This window comes from Asticcacaulis aquaticus (assembly GCF_028550415.1).
Taxonomy (GTDB): domain Bacteria; phylum Pseudomonadota; class Alphaproteobacteria; order Caulobacterales; family Caulobacteraceae; genus Asticcacaulis; species Asticcacaulis aquaticus.
The window spans coordinates 373,215-387,755 of sequence record NZ_JAQQKX010000001.1 but is presented as its reverse complement, the minus strand read 5'-3'; the positions used below and the strand labels follow the sequence as shown (position 1 = coordinate 387,755).

At 61.6% G+C, this 14,541-nt stretch carries 12 protein-coding genes; 1 reads left to right on the top strand and 11 read right to left on the bottom strand.

Features of this window, described 5'->3' with window-relative positions; genetic code table 11:
• Positions 1–11 precede the first annotated feature (11 nt).
• Positions 12–404: a PEGA domain-containing protein gene (locus PQU92_RS01905; RefSeq protein WP_272746519.1), complete on the top strand. Its 393-nt coding sequence runs from the start codon at positions 12–14 to the stop codon at positions 402–404.
• Positions 405–455: 51 nt separating this feature from the next.
• Here PQU92_RS01905 and PQU92_RS01900 read toward each other — a convergent pair whose 3' ends face one another.
• The 11 genes from PQU92_RS01900 to PQU92_RS01850 form a co-directional block, all read right to left on the bottom strand.
• Positions 456–1,922, bottom strand: a complete 1,467-nt coding sequence (locus PQU92_RS01900; RefSeq protein ID WP_272746518.1) for a replicative DNA helicase — start codon at positions 1,920–1,922, stop codon at positions 456–458.
• A 101-nt stretch (positions 1,923–2,023) separates the two neighbouring features.
• Positions 2,024–2,362: a hypothetical protein gene (locus tag PQU92_RS01895; RefSeq protein WP_272746517.1), complete on the bottom strand. Its 339-nt coding sequence runs from the start codon at positions 2,360–2,362 to the stop codon at positions 2,024–2,026.
• Positions 2,362–3,984 carry a S41 family peptidase gene (locus PQU92_RS01890; RefSeq protein ID WP_272746516.1) on the bottom strand — a complete coding sequence of 541 codons (1,623 nt, stop codon included), beginning with the start codon at positions 3,982–3,984 and terminating at the stop codon, positions 2,362–2,364. Before PQU92_RS01890 ends, PQU92_RS01895 begins: the two co-directional genes overlap by 1 nt.
• Positions 3,985–4,108: 124 nt before the next feature.
• Positions 4,109–6,487, bottom strand: a complete 2,379-nt coding sequence (locus tag PQU92_RS01885) for a TonB-dependent receptor plug domain-containing protein (RefSeq protein ID WP_272746515.1) — start codon at positions 6,485–6,487, stop codon at positions 4,109–4,111.
• 337 nt (positions 6,488–6,824) lie between these two features.
• A complete protein-coding gene (locus PQU92_RS01880; RefSeq protein WP_272746514.1) occupies positions 6,825–9,266 on the bottom strand; it encodes a TonB-dependent receptor plug domain-containing protein in 2,442 nt (813 codons plus the stop codon).
• Positions 9,267–9,603: 337 nt separating this feature from the next.
• Positions 9,604–10,257, bottom strand: a complete 654-nt coding sequence (locus PQU92_RS01875) for a TIGR02466 family protein (protein ID WP_272746513.1) — start codon at positions 10,255–10,257, stop codon at positions 9,604–9,606.
• A gap of 254 nt (positions 10,258–10,511) precedes the next feature.
• A complete protein-coding gene (rplI, locus tag PQU92_RS01870; protein WP_272746512.1) occupies positions 10,512–11,096 on the bottom strand; it encodes a 50S ribosomal protein L9 in 585 nt (194 codons plus the stop codon).
• A gap of 12 nt (positions 11,097–11,108) precedes the next feature.
• Entirely contained in the window at positions 11,109–11,384 is a 276-nt protein-coding gene (rpsR, locus tag PQU92_RS01865; protein ID WP_023460996.1) for a 30S ribosomal protein S18, read from the bottom strand.
• Positions 11,385–11,396: 12 nt separating this feature from the next.
• Positions 11,397–11,771 carry a 30S ribosomal protein S6 gene (gene rpsF, locus PQU92_RS01860; RefSeq protein WP_272746511.1) on the bottom strand — a complete coding sequence of 125 codons (375 nt, stop codon included), beginning with the start codon at positions 11,769–11,771 and terminating at the stop codon, positions 11,397–11,399.
• Between the two features lie 150 nt (positions 11,772–11,921).
• Complete coding sequence (locus tag PQU92_RS01855; RefSeq protein WP_272746510.1) at positions 11,922–12,440, bottom strand: peroxiredoxin; 519 nt, start codon at positions 12,438–12,440, stop codon at positions 11,922–11,924.
• Between the two features lie 61 nt (positions 12,441–12,501).
• The gene (locus PQU92_RS01850; protein WP_272746509.1) at positions 12,502–14,478 is read right to left on the bottom strand and encodes an alpha/beta hydrolase family protein; all 1,977 of its coding nucleotides are present in this window, start codon (positions 14,476–14,478) and stop codon (positions 12,502–12,504) included.
• Positions 14,479–14,541 lie beyond the last annotated feature (63 nt).

Here is a 14,541-nt window from a genome sequence, read left to right as displayed (position 1 = left end):
GGGGGGAAATCATGAAAATCGTACTCAAGGCCGCGGCACTTGCCGCGCTGGCCCTTCCGCTCGTCTCGTGCGCAACGATCACGCGCGGCACCAACGACGTGTTCGTCGTGGAAACCGACCCGATCGGCGCCAAGGTGGTCACCACCAACGGCTTCACCTGCGACGCCACGCCGTGTTCGTTCAAGATGCCGCGCAAGTCGGAATTTCAGGTCACCATCACCAAGGCGGGCTACAAGACCTGGACCGGCAATGTGACCAACAAGGTCTCGGGCGGCGGCGGTGCGGCCATGGCGGGCAATGTGCTGGTCGGCGGCATCATCGGTGCGGCGGTCGACGGCTCCAACGGGGCGATGCTCGATCTGGTGCCTAATCCGCTGGTCGTGAAGCTGGAAAAAGAAGAATAGGCATTTGGGCCATTCATCAAAGGAAAGGCGGCTCGTTTGAGCCGCCTTTTTTTATTCATTGCTGTAGCTTGAGTAACGGTCCGAATGGGCGAGGTTGCCGAAGCGGGTGACGTTTTCGTCGAACGACAGGCGGACCGTGCCGATAGGACCGTGACGCTGCTTGCCGATAATGACCTCGGCGGTACCGCGCAGCTTGTCCATATCTTCCTGCCATTGCAGGTGTTCGGGCGTGCCTTCCTTGGGCTCGGCGCGGCCGAGATAGTAGCTTTCGCGATACACGAACATCACGATATCGGCGTCCTGCTCGATCGAGCCGGATTCGCGCAGGTCGGACAGCTGCGGGCGCTTGTCGTCGCGCGACTCGACCTGACGCGAGAGCTGCGACAGGGCGATGACCGGCACCTGAAGCTCCTTGGCCAGCGATTTCAGGCCCATGGTGATGGTCGAAACCTCCTGCACGCGGTTCATGTTGGAATCGCCCAGCGTCACCAGCTGAAGGTAGTCGACCACGATACAGTCGAGCCCGGCGGTGCGTTTGAGGCGGCGGGCGCGGGCGGTCAGCTTGGCGAGGCTCAGGCCGCCGGTGTCGTCGATATAGAGCGGGTAGGACGCGATCTCCATCGCCGCGTCTTTCAGCCGTCCGAACTCCACGGCGTCGATTTCACCCTTACGCAGCCGGTCGGACGAGACGCCCGAGGCATCGGCCAGCAGACGCGTGGCCAGCTGATCGGCAGACATTTCGAGCGAGTAGAAGGCGACGACGCCGCCGTCGGCGGTCTTGCGCGAGCCGTCGGGCTGAATTTCGAAGCGGTACTTTTTCGCTACGTTCATGGCGATGTTGGTCGCCAGCGCGGTCTTACCCATCGAGGGGCGTCCGGCAAGGATAATCAGGTCGGACTTGTGCAGACCGCCGATTTGCCGGTCGAGGTCGTCCAGTCGCGTGGCAAGGCCCGACAGGCCGCCGTCCCTGTGGAAAGCTTCTTCGGCGTGGCTGATCGCGCCGGTCACGGCCTCGGAAAAGGTCTTGAAGCCGGTCGAGGAGGTGCCCTTTTCGGCCATCTCGTAAAGCTGGGCTTCGGCGCGCTCGATCTGGTCGCGGCCATTGCCTTCCTGCGTCGCCGAACGGGCAATCTCGCCGCCCAGACGGATCAGATCGCGGCGCAGCGCCAGATCGTAGATGACGCGGGCATAGTCTGAGGCATTGGCCGCCGGGGGCGCGCGGTCGACCAGATCGGCCAGATAGCGGATGCCGCCGAGGTCGTTAAACGCCTGATCGTGTTTGAATTTGTCCAGCAGAACAATGGGCTCCGCCAGATGCCCGATACGGATCTGTTCTTCGATCGTGCCGAACAGCTTCTGATGGAACGGCTCATAGAAATGGCGCGCGGTCAGGCCGTCATACATGCGCTCATAGGCGCCGTTGTCGAACATCAGGCAGCCGAGCAGCGCCTGTTCGGCTTCGAGATTGTGCGGCAGGGCCGAGGGGGCGTCGGTCTGGGGGAGAGGGGTGTCAAGCATGGCGATAGTCATAGAGAACGCGGAAGGCCGTGTCGCGCCGCGTTTGGCCTTATGCACGACTGTCCACTTAACTCCGATTCACAGCCTGTGGATAGCGGGGATTAATTGGCCGTACAGGTCACCTTCGGGAGGCTGACCCGCGTTTTGGTATCCTGACGCACGGCGTAGCAGGTGCCGCCTTCGCGGACGATATCGAAGCGGATTGGCACGGCCGTCGCATGGGTTTCCAACGGCCCCGGCGGGGGCGGCAGGACGGTGATCACACGACCGTCCGGATCGACGGGACCGAGTTCGATGCGGGCGCGTCCGACCGCCTTGGCCAGAGCCGTCGTGACGCTGATCTGGGTTGCCGGATCGCTCAGGTCTATACGGGCGGGCACGGCGGCGGCCGTCTGACAACCTGACAGAAGACAGGCGGCAAGGATCCATAAACCGCGCATCACATTCGCCCCGGCAGGGTCATGTCGCGATTGACGTCCATGATGTGGTTGAGCGGCGCCAGCTCGATACCCGACGCCCCGGTGGCGGACGCGCTGGACGACTGCACGGCCAGGGTGACTTTCTGGATTTCCGACGTCGCCACGACCGGACACGACAGGGTGTCGCGATAGGACAGGGCCGTGCTCAGCAGGCGTTCGCTGGAATTGCCGAGGTCGCGGCTCAGATCGTCGGCGGCCTGACAGCCGGGCAACTTGACGCCGGTCGTCTCGGTCGTATTGAGCGGCACGAAGCCGTCGGCATAGTCACCGAAGCCGACATCGTTCACGCCCTGAAACTGGATGGTGTAGAAGGTCTCGCCGCAATTGTCCTGCGGATAGAAGCCGTAGGGCTTACCGCAGGTCTTGCTGCCGATGAGGACGACCTCGACGCCGACACCGCGCAGCCCGTTGATGACGGCCTCTGAGGCGCTGCACGTGCTGTCGGTCGCAAGGATATAGACGCGGCTGAGGTTGAGCGTCGGCAGGGTCGTCCCGGCGGTCAGGCTGAACCCCAGCGCGGTCGTGTAGAACGGCACGGGGTTGTTGGCCTCACCCGTGACCGGGTTGCGGGTCCCGGCGGCGGCGTTGAATTGCAGCTTCTCGAAGGTGCGACCCGTGGTGCGTGTATTGCCTGCGATCATGTAGCTCAGTTCCGACGCAACGGCGAGGAGCCCGCCGCCATTATAGCGCAGATCGAGGACCAGGTCGCTGACGCCCGCGGTCTGCATGTCGCGCATCGCCGTGACGATCTCGGTCTCGCTGGCATAGGGGCTGAAGGTGTTGAACAGGATGTAGCCGACCTTGCTGCTGCCGCGGGTAATGACCGAGGTCGTGTTGACCGCCTTGGGGCTGACATTGGCCGAGGTCAGGTTGACCGTTTTCGTGGTGCCGTCGACCAGCAGGAACTCGAATTTCGTCACCGTCCCGGCGCTGGCCGGAAACAGACCCGCGTTCAGCACATTGACCCCGGCCTGAGTGCCGTCGCTGACCAGACTGACGTCGTTGACCTTCATGATGCGGGCCCCGCGCGGCACGATGCCGGCCGAGGGCGAGCCCGGCTCGGTATAGACGATGCGGTAATCGCGCGGCACGGTCGTCGAATAGGCGACCAGTTTCAGGCCGTAGCTGGCGCTGGCGGTCGAGTTGCGCGCCTTGAGGTATTCCTCGGTCGACTGGCTGAAATGGAAATTGTCCTTGTCCTTGCCCGATGAGGTTTTGGCCGTGGTCCGCAGTGTCGCGAAATAGGCCGTGCGCGTACCGCCCAGCGCCGGGTCGGTGTCGGCGACCTCGGTGTTCCACAGATAGGTTTCGCGGGTCCACGACCGCAGCCAGTTCTTTTCGTCGGTGGCGGTGCCCGCCGTATCGGTGAAGCGGTTGCCTTCGATATCGACACCGGTGCGCACGGTTTCGCACTTGCTCTTGAAGCTGCTGGCGGCCTGAAACACGCCCGACACCCAGCCGGTGACCGTGGTGCCGCCGCCCGTAGAGGGTGTGCTGGTCGTTCCGCCGCCGCCGCCACCCCCGCAGGACGCCAGAAGCAGGTGGGCCCCGATCAGGGACACGGCGATGAGAAGTTTACGCATAACGATACCCATATGATTTCATGAGATATCATCACGAAAAACGAGGTTCGGCAAGACGGCATCATGGACGCAAAAAAGCCCCGCAGGTGGTCCTGCGGGGCTTTCGATTTTGGCGCGGTCCGGCTTACCAGTTATGCGTCAGGCGCGCATAGACGAAGCGGCCGTTGAAGCCGAACGGCGAGAAGCGCGTAAAGGACAGCGCCCCTTGCGAGCCTTGCAGCGAGGCCAGAGTCTGGTCTGGATAGACGTCGAAGACGTTATCCGCCCCCAGGCTTACCGAGGTCTTAGGGGTCAGCTTGTAGCTGGCCGACAGGTCCACCAGCGTCTTTTCGCCGGTGTGGATGTCGGTGACATAGGTCGAGGCCGCATCGATTACATCGCCGTAATAGGTGGCGCGGGCATTGGCCGACCACTTGCCGCCGGTCCAGTCCACCGTCGCCGAACCCTTGTTCTCAGGCGTCGAGTTGGTGATGATGTACTGACGGACACGCGCGAACAGCACCGGCGGATTCTTCAGGCTCGATACCGTATTGGCGCCGGGCAGGCGGGTGATCTCGGTATTGCCCGAATTCCAGGCGACATTGAAGTTGAAGCGGCCATAGCTATCCGTCGGCAGACGGTAGTTGGCAACCAGATCGATGCCGGTCGTTTCCGTATCGACGCCATTGGTGAAGAAGCGTGCCGCCGTGACGCCATAGGGCTGGAGCAGGGTCGTGATCTCCGTCGTGCCGGACAGGTTTTCCGTCAGGACGATGCGATTATCAATGTTGATTTTATACGCGTCGAGCGTCAGGTCGAACGGTCCCTTGCGGAAGACGAAGCCCGCCGCATAGTTGGTCGATTCCTCGGCTTCGAGCGCCGGAGCCCCCAGAGCCTTTGCCACGGCGGACGAGGCCGGGAAGGTGCCGGTTTCGACGATATTGCCACCGCTGACGACGGAAGCCGTCGAGGTGAAATACTGCTGCGCCAGCGACGGGGCGCGGAAGCCCGACGACACCGAGGCGCGGAACGCCAGCGAGTCGGTCAAACGATAACGGCCCGACACCTTGCCGGACAGATTGTCGCCGAAGTCCGAATAGTTTTCGACGCGCGCCGCACCGTTGAGCGTCAGGCGCTCGGTGACGTCGGCTTCAAGTTCGATATAGGCGCCGATATTGTCGCGGTTGACGTCGATGGCGTTCGACGGCTGGAAGCCGGGGAAGCCCTGCGCACCGGCGGTTTTGCCGGAGATGCCGCCGAAGACGTAGGATTGAAGCTCGCCCGCTTCGATCTGATAGGTCTCGTGGCGGGCTTCGAGGCCGAGCGCCAGCGTCAGCGGGCCGTGCAGGCCGATGTCGTACTGGCGGCTGATGTCGCCATTGAAGACCAGTTGGTCATAGGTGACGTCGCCCGCATAGAAGTTGGTCTTCGAGGTCGCGCCGATCGAGGCGTTGATCGAGTTCAGAACATTGAACTCCAGTTCATTGCGGCCCCAGGTCAGGGAGTAGTCCGAGGTCCATTCGCCCCATTCGCCGCGCGTGCCGATCGTCGTCGAATAGTCCTTCGACTTGATATTGATCAGCGGCAGGAAGCCGTTCGGATAGACGGAGGCCACATTGCCCGAATTGGCTGGGTCGCGGAAGAAGGCGGCGCTTTCGGACTCCAGCGTCTGGAACCCGGCGAAACCATAGACTTCCCAGCCATTGGCCAGCGGCTTGCCCGCATTGGCGAACAGGGCAAGGCTTTCCTGCTCCGGATCGCCGTAACGGCTGGTGACGCGGTTCGGCGTGACGCGCGGATCGGTATCGGCGCGGTTGGTCGCTTCGCGGTTACGGTATTCGCCCGACACGGTCAGGAAACCGTCGGTGCCGAGCGGCAGACCGACCCAGCCGCCGAGATTATAGGTGCGGCCATCATTTTCCTTACGCGACGAACGGGCGGCATCGACTTCGGTATTATACTGCCCGTAGGTGGCCGTCAGGCCGCCGCCGGAACGGGCTTCGCGCAGTTTCAGGTTCACGACCCCGGCGATGGCGTCCGAACCGTACTGGGCCGAAGCGCCGTCGCGCAGGATTTCGACATTGCTCAGGCTAGCGGTCGGGATGGCGTTCAGATCGACCGCCGACGAACCGCGGCCGGTCGAGCCGTTGGTGTTGACATTGGCCGAGGTGTGGCGACGCTTGCCATTGACCAGCACCAGCGTCTGATCCGGCGACAGGCCGCGCAAGCTTGCCGGACGGATCGAGTCGGTGCCGTCGACGGCGGACGGGCGCGGGAAGGTCAGGGACGGGGCGACGCGCGACAGGGCTTGCGCCAGTTCGGTCGAACCCTGCGCATCGAGGGCGTCCTTGCGGATGACATCGACGGGGGCGAGCGTATCGAGACGCGAGCGCGGCTGGGCGCGCGACCCGGTGACGACGACTTCGGTGACCTCATCACCGGCGCTGTCCTGTGCGTATGCGGGGACAAAGGTGAGGGCGGTGGAGGCCGTCAGAGCGGCGACGAAAAGGGAAGTTCTGGACATTTGGAAGGCTCCAAGGAAAACGTTTATGGCTGAAACTGGGCCATATCTCGCCCTCGCTTAGAGCGTTTTAAAGGGGCGCGCGAAGGCAAATGTTTTGCTATTGCGCGTTAGAAAATCTAATCATGGCCGTGGCTTGAAAAATTGAAATGACATTTAGTTGAGTAAAATCATTTACTTGAATTATAATTGCTTATTGCAATTAAAACGAATGAAGTCCTTGCGTTCATTAATATAAAACTATTTAGATAGGAAATAGTGGCAATTCGGCGACACGATAAGCTCATAAAAAACCCCGCAGGCGGACCTGCGGGGCGAAACCATTTTTATGGGTAAATAATTACCAGCTCTTGGTGATGCGCGTATAGATGAAGCGCCCGTTGAAGCCGAACGGCGAACGGGGGCTGAAGCCCGCGCCTCCGTTATAGGCGGTGGTCGAGGTCGGCGTCAGCGTACCGGACAGGGTCGTGATGGGCGTAGGTTCCGGATAGACGTCGCCGATATTGTCGATGCCGACGGACCAGACGACCTTGCTGGCGAAACGGTAGTTGGCCGAGATATTGACCACCGTCTTGTCGCCCGTTTCGAAGTCGAAGGCCGCGTTGGTTTGCGCCGAGAGGATCGACGCATAGTACACGGCGTTGATCGACGCGCCCCAGCCACCGGCTTTCCAGTCCACCGAGGCGTTGAACTTGTCTTCGGGGGTCGAGGTCGACAGCAGGTTCTGATTGACGCGCGCGAACAGGGCCGGCGGCACCGGAAGCGACGACAGCGTATTGTTGGCGGGGAAGCGGTCGATTTCGGTTTCGCCATGATTGGCGGCGAGGCTGAAGAGGTAATCGCCAAAGCTGTCGGTGCTCAGACGGTAATTGGCGACGACGTCGATGCCCTTGGTGGTCGTATCGACGCCGTTCATGAAGAAGCGCGCGGCATCGACGCCGAAGGGGGCCAGAAGGTTGTAGATGCCCTGATTGGTGATGGTCGGGCCACTTTTGCCGATCAGGTTTTCGGTCAGGACGATGCGGTCTTCGATCTTGATCGTATAGGCATCGACCGTGACGTCGAACGGCCCCTTATGGAAGACGAAGCCGAGCGCCAGGTTTTCCGAGGTTTCCGCTTCGAGCGGGGCAGCCCCCAGCGCCTTGGCGACATTGCTGGTCGCCGGGAAGGTGGTGATCAGCAGAGGCACGCCGCTGACGAAGTTGGTCGCCGTCGATGAGAAGTACTGCTGTTGCAGCGACGGCGCGCGGAAGCCGTTCGAGGCCGAACCGCGGATGGCGAACGCGTCGGTAAAGTCGTAACGCGCCGACAGCTTGGCCGAGACATTGTCGCCGAAGTCGGAATAGTCCTCGTAGCGGATGGCGACACCGGCGCTCAGTTTTTCGGTCAGCTTGCTTTCGAAGTCGAGATAGGCACCGAAATTGTTGCGATCGACATCGGCCTCGTTCTGCGGGAACAGGCCGGGGAAACCCTGCGCGCCTTGCTGGGCGGCGATGGGGCCCAGAGCCCAGGACTGCAACTCACCCTGACCGATCTTGTAGGTCTCTTTGCGGGCTTCGAAGCCGAAGGCGACATCCAGCGGCGCGGCCAGCCAGCTGACATCGTAGGGTTTGCTGAAGCTGGCATTGAGCAGGGTCTGGCCGTATTGCAGATAGCCGGAATAGAACCAGGTCTTCGACGCCGTGCCGTAGGAGGCGTTGACGCTGTTGGCGGTGGCGTAGCTGAGCTTGTTATTGCCGTAGGACAGGCTGAAATCCGACGTCCAGCCTAAGATGTCGCCGGTCACGCCGCCGGTCAGCGAATAGTCCTCGGTATGGGCCTGAATGATCGGCAGGAAGCCATTGGGATAGATGGCCAACACATTGCCGGCATTGGCCGGTTGGCGGTAGTTGGCGGCGCTGTCGTCGCGGCGATTCTGGTAGCTGGCCCAGCCATAGGCCGACCAGACGTCGTTGATCGGTGTGCCGGCATTGGCAAACAGCGTCACGGCGCGTTCCTGCGGATCGCCGTAACGCGATTTGACTGCCGCCGGGGTGATGCGGGTGTCGAGACCGCCGCGCGAGGTCGGCTTGCGGTCCTTGATTTCGCCGGACAGGGTCAGGAAACCGTCCGAAAGCAGCGGCAGGCCGACCCAGCCGCTGAGCGTCAGGGTTTCGCCGTCCATGATATCGTACATGGTGTTAGCCGTCTTGACCCGGGTATCGTAGTAACCGAGCGTCAGGCCGAGGCTGCCGCCCTGACGGGCTTCGCGCAGACGCAGGTTCATCACCCCGGCGATGGCATCGGAACCGTATTGGGCCGAAGCCCCGTCGCGCAGGACTTCGACCGAACCGAGCGCCGGTTCGGGGATGGTGTTGAGATCGACCGCCGCCGAACCGCGGCCGACCGAGCCGTTGATATTGACCAGCGACGAGGCGTGGCGGCGCTTGCCGTTGAGCAGCACCAGAGTCTGGTCCGGCGACAGGCCGCGCAAGGACGCCGGACGCACGCTGTCGGTGCCGTCGGTGACGGCCGGGCGCTGGAAGGTGATCGACGGTGCCAGTCGCGACAGGCCTTCGGCCAGTTCGGTCGAGCCCTGCGCCTGAAGCGTGTCGGCCTTGATGACATCGACGGGGGCCAGGGTTTCGAGCTTGGAACGGCGGGCCGTGCGCGTCCCGGTGACCACGACCTCGGTCAGTTCGTCTGCGGCAGCCTCCTGAGCCGATGCAAAGGTGGCGGGGAGAGACATGGACAGGGTGAGCGCGGTGCCCAGCATCAGAAGGCGGAAGTTCGAACGAGTCATAAGGGTGCACTTTCGTTGTTTTGAACCGACGAACGAAAGGTTGTCACAACTGTATCAATTTGGAAGTGGGTGCGGCGCAGCGAAAATTTACAGACGGTTGCTGTAAAACGTTTTAAAATTCACCCGGAATGCGAAGGGTTGAGCTTCAGTTTCCCTATTATTGTATGGAATCCGCAGCTTCTCATTGTCTTCTGATGTTCGGCAAGCGGATCATTGTGCGATGCAATCTGTTTTTATATTGCAATTGCGAAGCAATAACGAGGCGGTCAGGGTTTGAAAATTGAAATATGTATCAAATTTATGACATGTCTTTGCCGTAATGCCGAATTTTGGCGGCTCAGGACGTGCGCAGATCGACGTCGTAGTTGAAGCTGATCGAGATGCGCGGGGTTTTGGCGCGGTTGGTGGGGACTTCGTGACGCAACCAGCTTTCCCACAGCAGCAACGTACCGCGCGCGGGTGCCATGGGCACCATGACCTGACGGTACGGGCGGGCATTGGGCAGGCGTTGCGGCGCGTGCATCATGAAGCCCAGTCGCGGGTCTTCGAACTGCAGGGCGCTGGCCCCTTCGGGGACGCTGATGTAGATCGTGCCGGAAAAGACGCTGTGGGGGTGCGTATGGCCGCCGTGCGAGCCGTTGGGATCGAGAATATTGATCCACAGGGCCCCCAGCGTCGGTACCTTGCCGCGCAGGTCGAATTCCATCAGCCGGGCGAAGATCAGGGCCTGCACGTCCAGCAGCGCCTTCAATTCGGCGAAGTCCGGATCGATTTTGGTCGGATCGACGATGCTCTCATACGACGTATAGCCCAGATAGCCCTGAGCGGCGGACCATTCCCACCCCTTTTTGTCTTCGGCAGCGATCCGACGGCAGGCGGCTTCCAGCCGGGTGATGAGCGGATCAGCGGAGGTCCCGGCCAGATCGGTGCGGTAGACCTCGGTGACGAACAACGGCGTGAGCGAACCCGCGGCGGGAATATTGGGTTGCATGTGTCCCCCTGATGGACTTTTAGACTGTTTGGAAAGTCTTCGGGTCGCTCTCGCGGGTCTTTATTTCCGCCCGCTATGTTGGAAACTTGCCCCGATGTTACATCGAGGCTTCGTTTCCGCCTTGCGGATCGAAAAAAATCCTTCGCGAGCGCTCAACCGCTGACTTCCCAAACAGTCTCTTATCAAAAAACCCCTGAACCAGAATGGCTCAGGGGTCAATTGTCTTCGAACATCGGCGTCAGAGACGCCGGTTCTTAGTACTCGTAAGAGTCGGCGATGGCCTGACCGGCGCCGCCTTCGAGCAGGTCGGCAGCGGCGGCGTCATCGGCCAGACGGTCTTCTTCGAATTGCGAAGCGATGACGTTTTCGCCAGCGGCCTGACGCTCGGCTTCTTCGGCCGAACGGGCCACGTTCACCGTGATGGTGATCGAGACTTCGGCGTGGAGGCGGATCTTCAGGCTGTGGACGCCCAGCGTCTTGATCGGCGTGTCCAGAACGATCTGGTTGCGCTCGACCTTGGCACCGGTTTCGGCGATGGCGTCGGAGACGTCGCGGCCGGTGACCGATCCGTAGAGCTGACCGGTTTCGCCGGCCTGACGGATCATCACGTACTGCTGACCGTCAAGCTCGGCACCCTGCGTTTCGGCAGCGGCCTTGTTGGCGGCGTTACGGGCGACGATCTGTTCCTTTTGCGCTTCGAAGAACTTCAGGTTCTGGGCGTTGGCGCGCAGAGCCTTGTGGCGCGGCAGGAGGAAGTTACGGGCAAAACCGTCCTTAACCGAGACGACTTCGCCGATGTGACCGAGGTTTTCGACTCGTTCCAGGAGAACAACTTTCATGTGAGGCTCTCCTTACTTCACGACGTAGGGCAGCAGTGCCAGGAAGCGCGCGCGCTTGATGGCCTTGGCCAGTTCACGCTGCTTCTTTTGCGACACGGCGGTGATGCGCGACGGCACGATCTTGCCGCGCTCGGAAATGTAGCGCTGCAGCAGCTTCACGTCCTTGTAGTCGATCTTCGGGGCGTTGGCGCCGGAGAACGGGCACACCTTGCGGCGGCGGAAAAACGGACGGCGGGCAGGGCCGTTGCCGACGGGCGAGCCGACGGCGGCAGTGGTATCTTCAGCCATTGTCAATGCTCCTTATTGCTCGGCGAATTCAGTGCGTTCGGCACGCTCGGCGCGTTCCGGACGGTCACGACGCGACAGAACCGGCGACAGTTCCAGATCGAGTTCCTCGACGCGGACGGTCAGGAAGCGGATGACGTCTTCGTTGATCGACAACTGACGTTCCATTTCCTTCACGGCGGCGGCCGGGGCGTCGATGGCGAGGAGCGAGTAGTGACCCTTGCGGTTCTTCTTCACGCGGTAGGTGAGGTTGCGCAGGCCCCAGTATTCGATCTTGGCGACCGAGCCGCCGTTTTCTTCGATCAGGGCTTTCAGGGTGTCGTTCAGACCTTCCGCCTGTTGCGGCGAAATATCTTGTCGTGCAATCACGACGTGTTCGTAGAGTGCCATTTATATCCTCTTCCGAAAGGCGAGGTGGCGCACCCCTGAGCGGAAGTCTCAGAGGCACGATGGATCAGATTCCGTGGAATACGGAGTGACCACCTCGCGGCGAAGCGGGCGCTATAGTCGATAAACTGAGGAAACGCAAGTTGTGTAAGCTTATTTTAGCTTGGCGGAGGCTTCCAGCAGGCTGGGGACGTGGGTCGAGGCATTGCCCGAGTCGTGCACATAGGCAATCTTGCCGTTCTTGCCGATGATATAGGACACCCGGCCCGAACGATCGACGGCCGGCAGCTTGGCGTCGTATTTCGCCGCGATTTTTGCCCCTAGGTCCGAGCCCACCGGGAATTTGCCGCCACAGTCGGCGGTCGAGAACTTCGTCAGGGTCGGCACGTCGTCGGCGGACAGCCCCACCACGCTGATGCCACGGGCCTTGAAGGTGTCCATGTTTTCCGAGAACTGGCGCGCCTCAAGCGAGCATCCGCCGGTGAAAGCCTTCGGGTAGAAATAGACGACCACCGGGCCTTTTTTCAGCGCCTGTTTCAGCGAGAAATCGGAGACCACGCCGTTGGTGGCGGCGCTCACCTTGAAGTCGGGGGCCTTATCACCGACCTTGAGCGCGGCGAAGGCGGGCGACGCCGCAAGGGCGAGAGCGGTGACGATAAGGGCGGTTTTCATGGCATGATCTCCTGAGGTTTCGCCCTTATACGTCATTGCCCGCCGTTCGGCTCATTAAAAATCAGGCAGGGTTGTGCGTCTGAATGAAGGTCAGCATGGCTTCCAGAGTCTGGATACGCGTCGCCTCCGTCGTCAGCCAGTGATCCTCGCCCGCCAGCGTGATCATCTCGACTGTCTTTCCCGCTTTTTGCAAAGCCTCCCGCATCCGCGTGCTTTGCTCCAGCGGCACGACGTCATCGTCCTTACCGTGGATGAGCAGGATCGGCGCATCGGCCTTTGCCGCCTGAAGCTCGGGCGATACGGCGTCCCACAGGGCTTCGTTACCCATGAAGCGACGCCAGTACAGGATGGTCGAACTCTGGCGGCGGCCGGTTTCGGCGAATTCCCACTTGATCATGGCCTTAAGGTTCGACACGCCGGCGATCGCGACCGAACAGCGATAGATGCCCGGATCGAGCGTTACGCCCGCCAGGGCCGCATAACCGCCGTAGGAGGCTCCGGCGATGGCCACGCGTTTGGGATCGATCGTGCCTTGCGCCGCCAGATAGCGGACGCCATCCGACAGGTCGGTCTGCATCTTGCGGCCCCATTCGCCATAGCCTTTTTCCACGAAGGCCGTGCCATAACCGTCGGAGCCGCGGAAATTGGGTTGCAGCACGGCATAGCCGCGCGAGGCGAAGGCTTGCGACATCCAGTCGAAGGCAATGTTGTCATAAGATTGCGGCCCGCCGTGCGGCAGGACCACCAGCGGCAGGTTCTTCGCCGCGCGCCCATTAAGTGCAATGGCGGGCGGCAGGGTCAGGTAGCCGTGGATTTCCAGACCGTCAGCAGCCTTGTAGGTGATGCGCTGTTTGTCGGCGACCCAGTCCGACGGCAGGTTTGGACGGGTTTCCCCGACCAGTTTCTGCTCACCGGTGGCGAAATCGATATAGACGTAGCTGCCGGGATCGCCGGGGCCTTCGGTATAGACGATGACCTTTTTGGGATCGTCGGCGCGCGAGGCGACCCGTTGTGCATGGCTGCCTTCGAGGGCCTTTTCGATGGCCACGGAGATGCGTTCCATGGTTCGGTCGTAGAACTTGTATTCATTGCCGTTCGGGTGGCGGCTGATGAACCCGGCCAGTTTGCGCGTCGCCGGATGAAAGATAGGCGACACATTATCGCCGGGCAGATCCAGAGGCTCGCTGACCACGCCGGCAGCGCTGATTTCGCAGTAGCGGCCCGCGTTCGGTCCGGCGTTGAAATAGATCAGCAGCGACTCGTCGTCCCGCCCGCGTCCGACAAGGCTGGGATTGTCGATCGCCTGTACCTCGCTGTACAGCTTTTTCCAGCCGGTGGTCCGGTAAAACAGGCTCCAGGCCTTGGTGCGGGGATCGTGTTCGGCGCGCGCCATGAGCGTACCGTCGGGCCGGACGACCCAGTTGTCGATCGGATGGTCGTCTTCATCGAGCAGCTTCGGCGCGCCCTTGATCGTGTCGAAGCTGTACAGGCTGCGCAGGCCTTCGCCTTTAAAGCGGACATTGGCTGCGGTGAAGCGCGCCTGACCGTCGACGACGATGCGGTTGAAATCGCCCATGACGATGGGATAAAAACCCGGCATATCCTTGAACAGCAGGAAGGCCTTGTTGGCGCGGACGTCGAGAATCTGACCCGTCGAAAATTCGTTCTTGTCGCCTGCGAAGCCGGCCAGATCCGCTGCCTGAGACGACAGCAGGAACAGGCGATCATTATCGGCCCACATCAGGTCGCGGACCTTCATCTTGCCGACGGACATGAACTTGGTGACGCCAGTCGCCAGCTCGAAGTCGACGACGATACGCTGGCCATCCATGTTCTTGACCAGAGCCACGCGCTTGCCGTCGGGCGACAGGACAACCTCCGCCATATCAGGCAGGCGGCCATAGACGCTGAGGGCGGGCGGGGTGCTGGAAGCTGCGGCCTGTGCGGTATCTGTACCGGTCAGAGCGGTCGCGAGACCGGCGGTCAGCCCGGAAAGCAGGGTTCGCCGGTCAAGCCGCCATTGCGTATGTGTCGTCATATGGTCCCCCTTGACCTAAATGGGTAAGCTGAAAAGACGTTCGGCGCAGCCAGGCATATTAAG

Coding starts and splice junctions, on each gene's coding strand:
- PQU92_RS01905 (WP_272746519.1), top strand. CDS start 12: ATGAAAATCGTACTCAAGGCCGCGGCACTTGCCGCGCTGGCCCTTCCG.
- PQU92_RS01900 (WP_272746518.1), bottom strand. CDS start 1,922: ATGCTTGACACCCCTCTCCCCCAGACCGACGCCCCCTCGGCCCTGCCG.
- PQU92_RS01895 (WP_272746517.1), bottom strand. CDS start 2,362: ATGCGCGGTTTATGGATCCTTGCCGCCTGTCTTCTGTCAGGTTGTCAG.
- PQU92_RS01890 (WP_272746516.1), bottom strand. CDS start 3,984: ATGCGTAAACTTCTCATCGCCGTGTCCCTGATCGGGGCCCACCTGCTT.
- PQU92_RS01885 (WP_272746515.1), bottom strand. CDS start 6,487: ATGTCCAGAACTTCCCTTTTCGTCGCCGCTCTGACGGCCTCCACCGCC.
- PQU92_RS01880 (WP_272746514.1), bottom strand. CDS start 9,266: ATGACTCGTTCGAACTTCCGCCTTCTGATGCTGGGCACCGCGCTCACC.
- PQU92_RS01875 (WP_272746513.1), bottom strand. CDS start 10,257: ATGCAACCCAATATTCCCGCCGCGGGTTCGCTCACGCCGTTGTTCGTC.
- rplI (WP_272746512.1), bottom strand. CDS start 11,096: ATGAAAGTTGTTCTCCTGGAACGAGTCGAAAACCTCGGTCACATCGGC.
- rpsR (WP_023460996.1), bottom strand. CDS start 11,384: ATGGCTGAAGATACCACTGCCGCCGTCGGCTCGCCCGTCGGCAACGGC.
- rpsF (WP_272746511.1), bottom strand. CDS start 11,771: ATGGCACTCTACGAACACGTCGTGATTGCACGACAAGATATTTCGCCG.
- PQU92_RS01855 (WP_272746510.1), bottom strand. CDS start 12,440: ATGAAAACCGCCCTTATCGTCACCGCTCTCGCCCTTGCGGCGTCGCCC.
- PQU92_RS01850 (WP_272746509.1), bottom strand. CDS start 14,478: ATGACGACACATACGCAATGGCGGCTTGACCGGCGAACCCTGCTTTCC.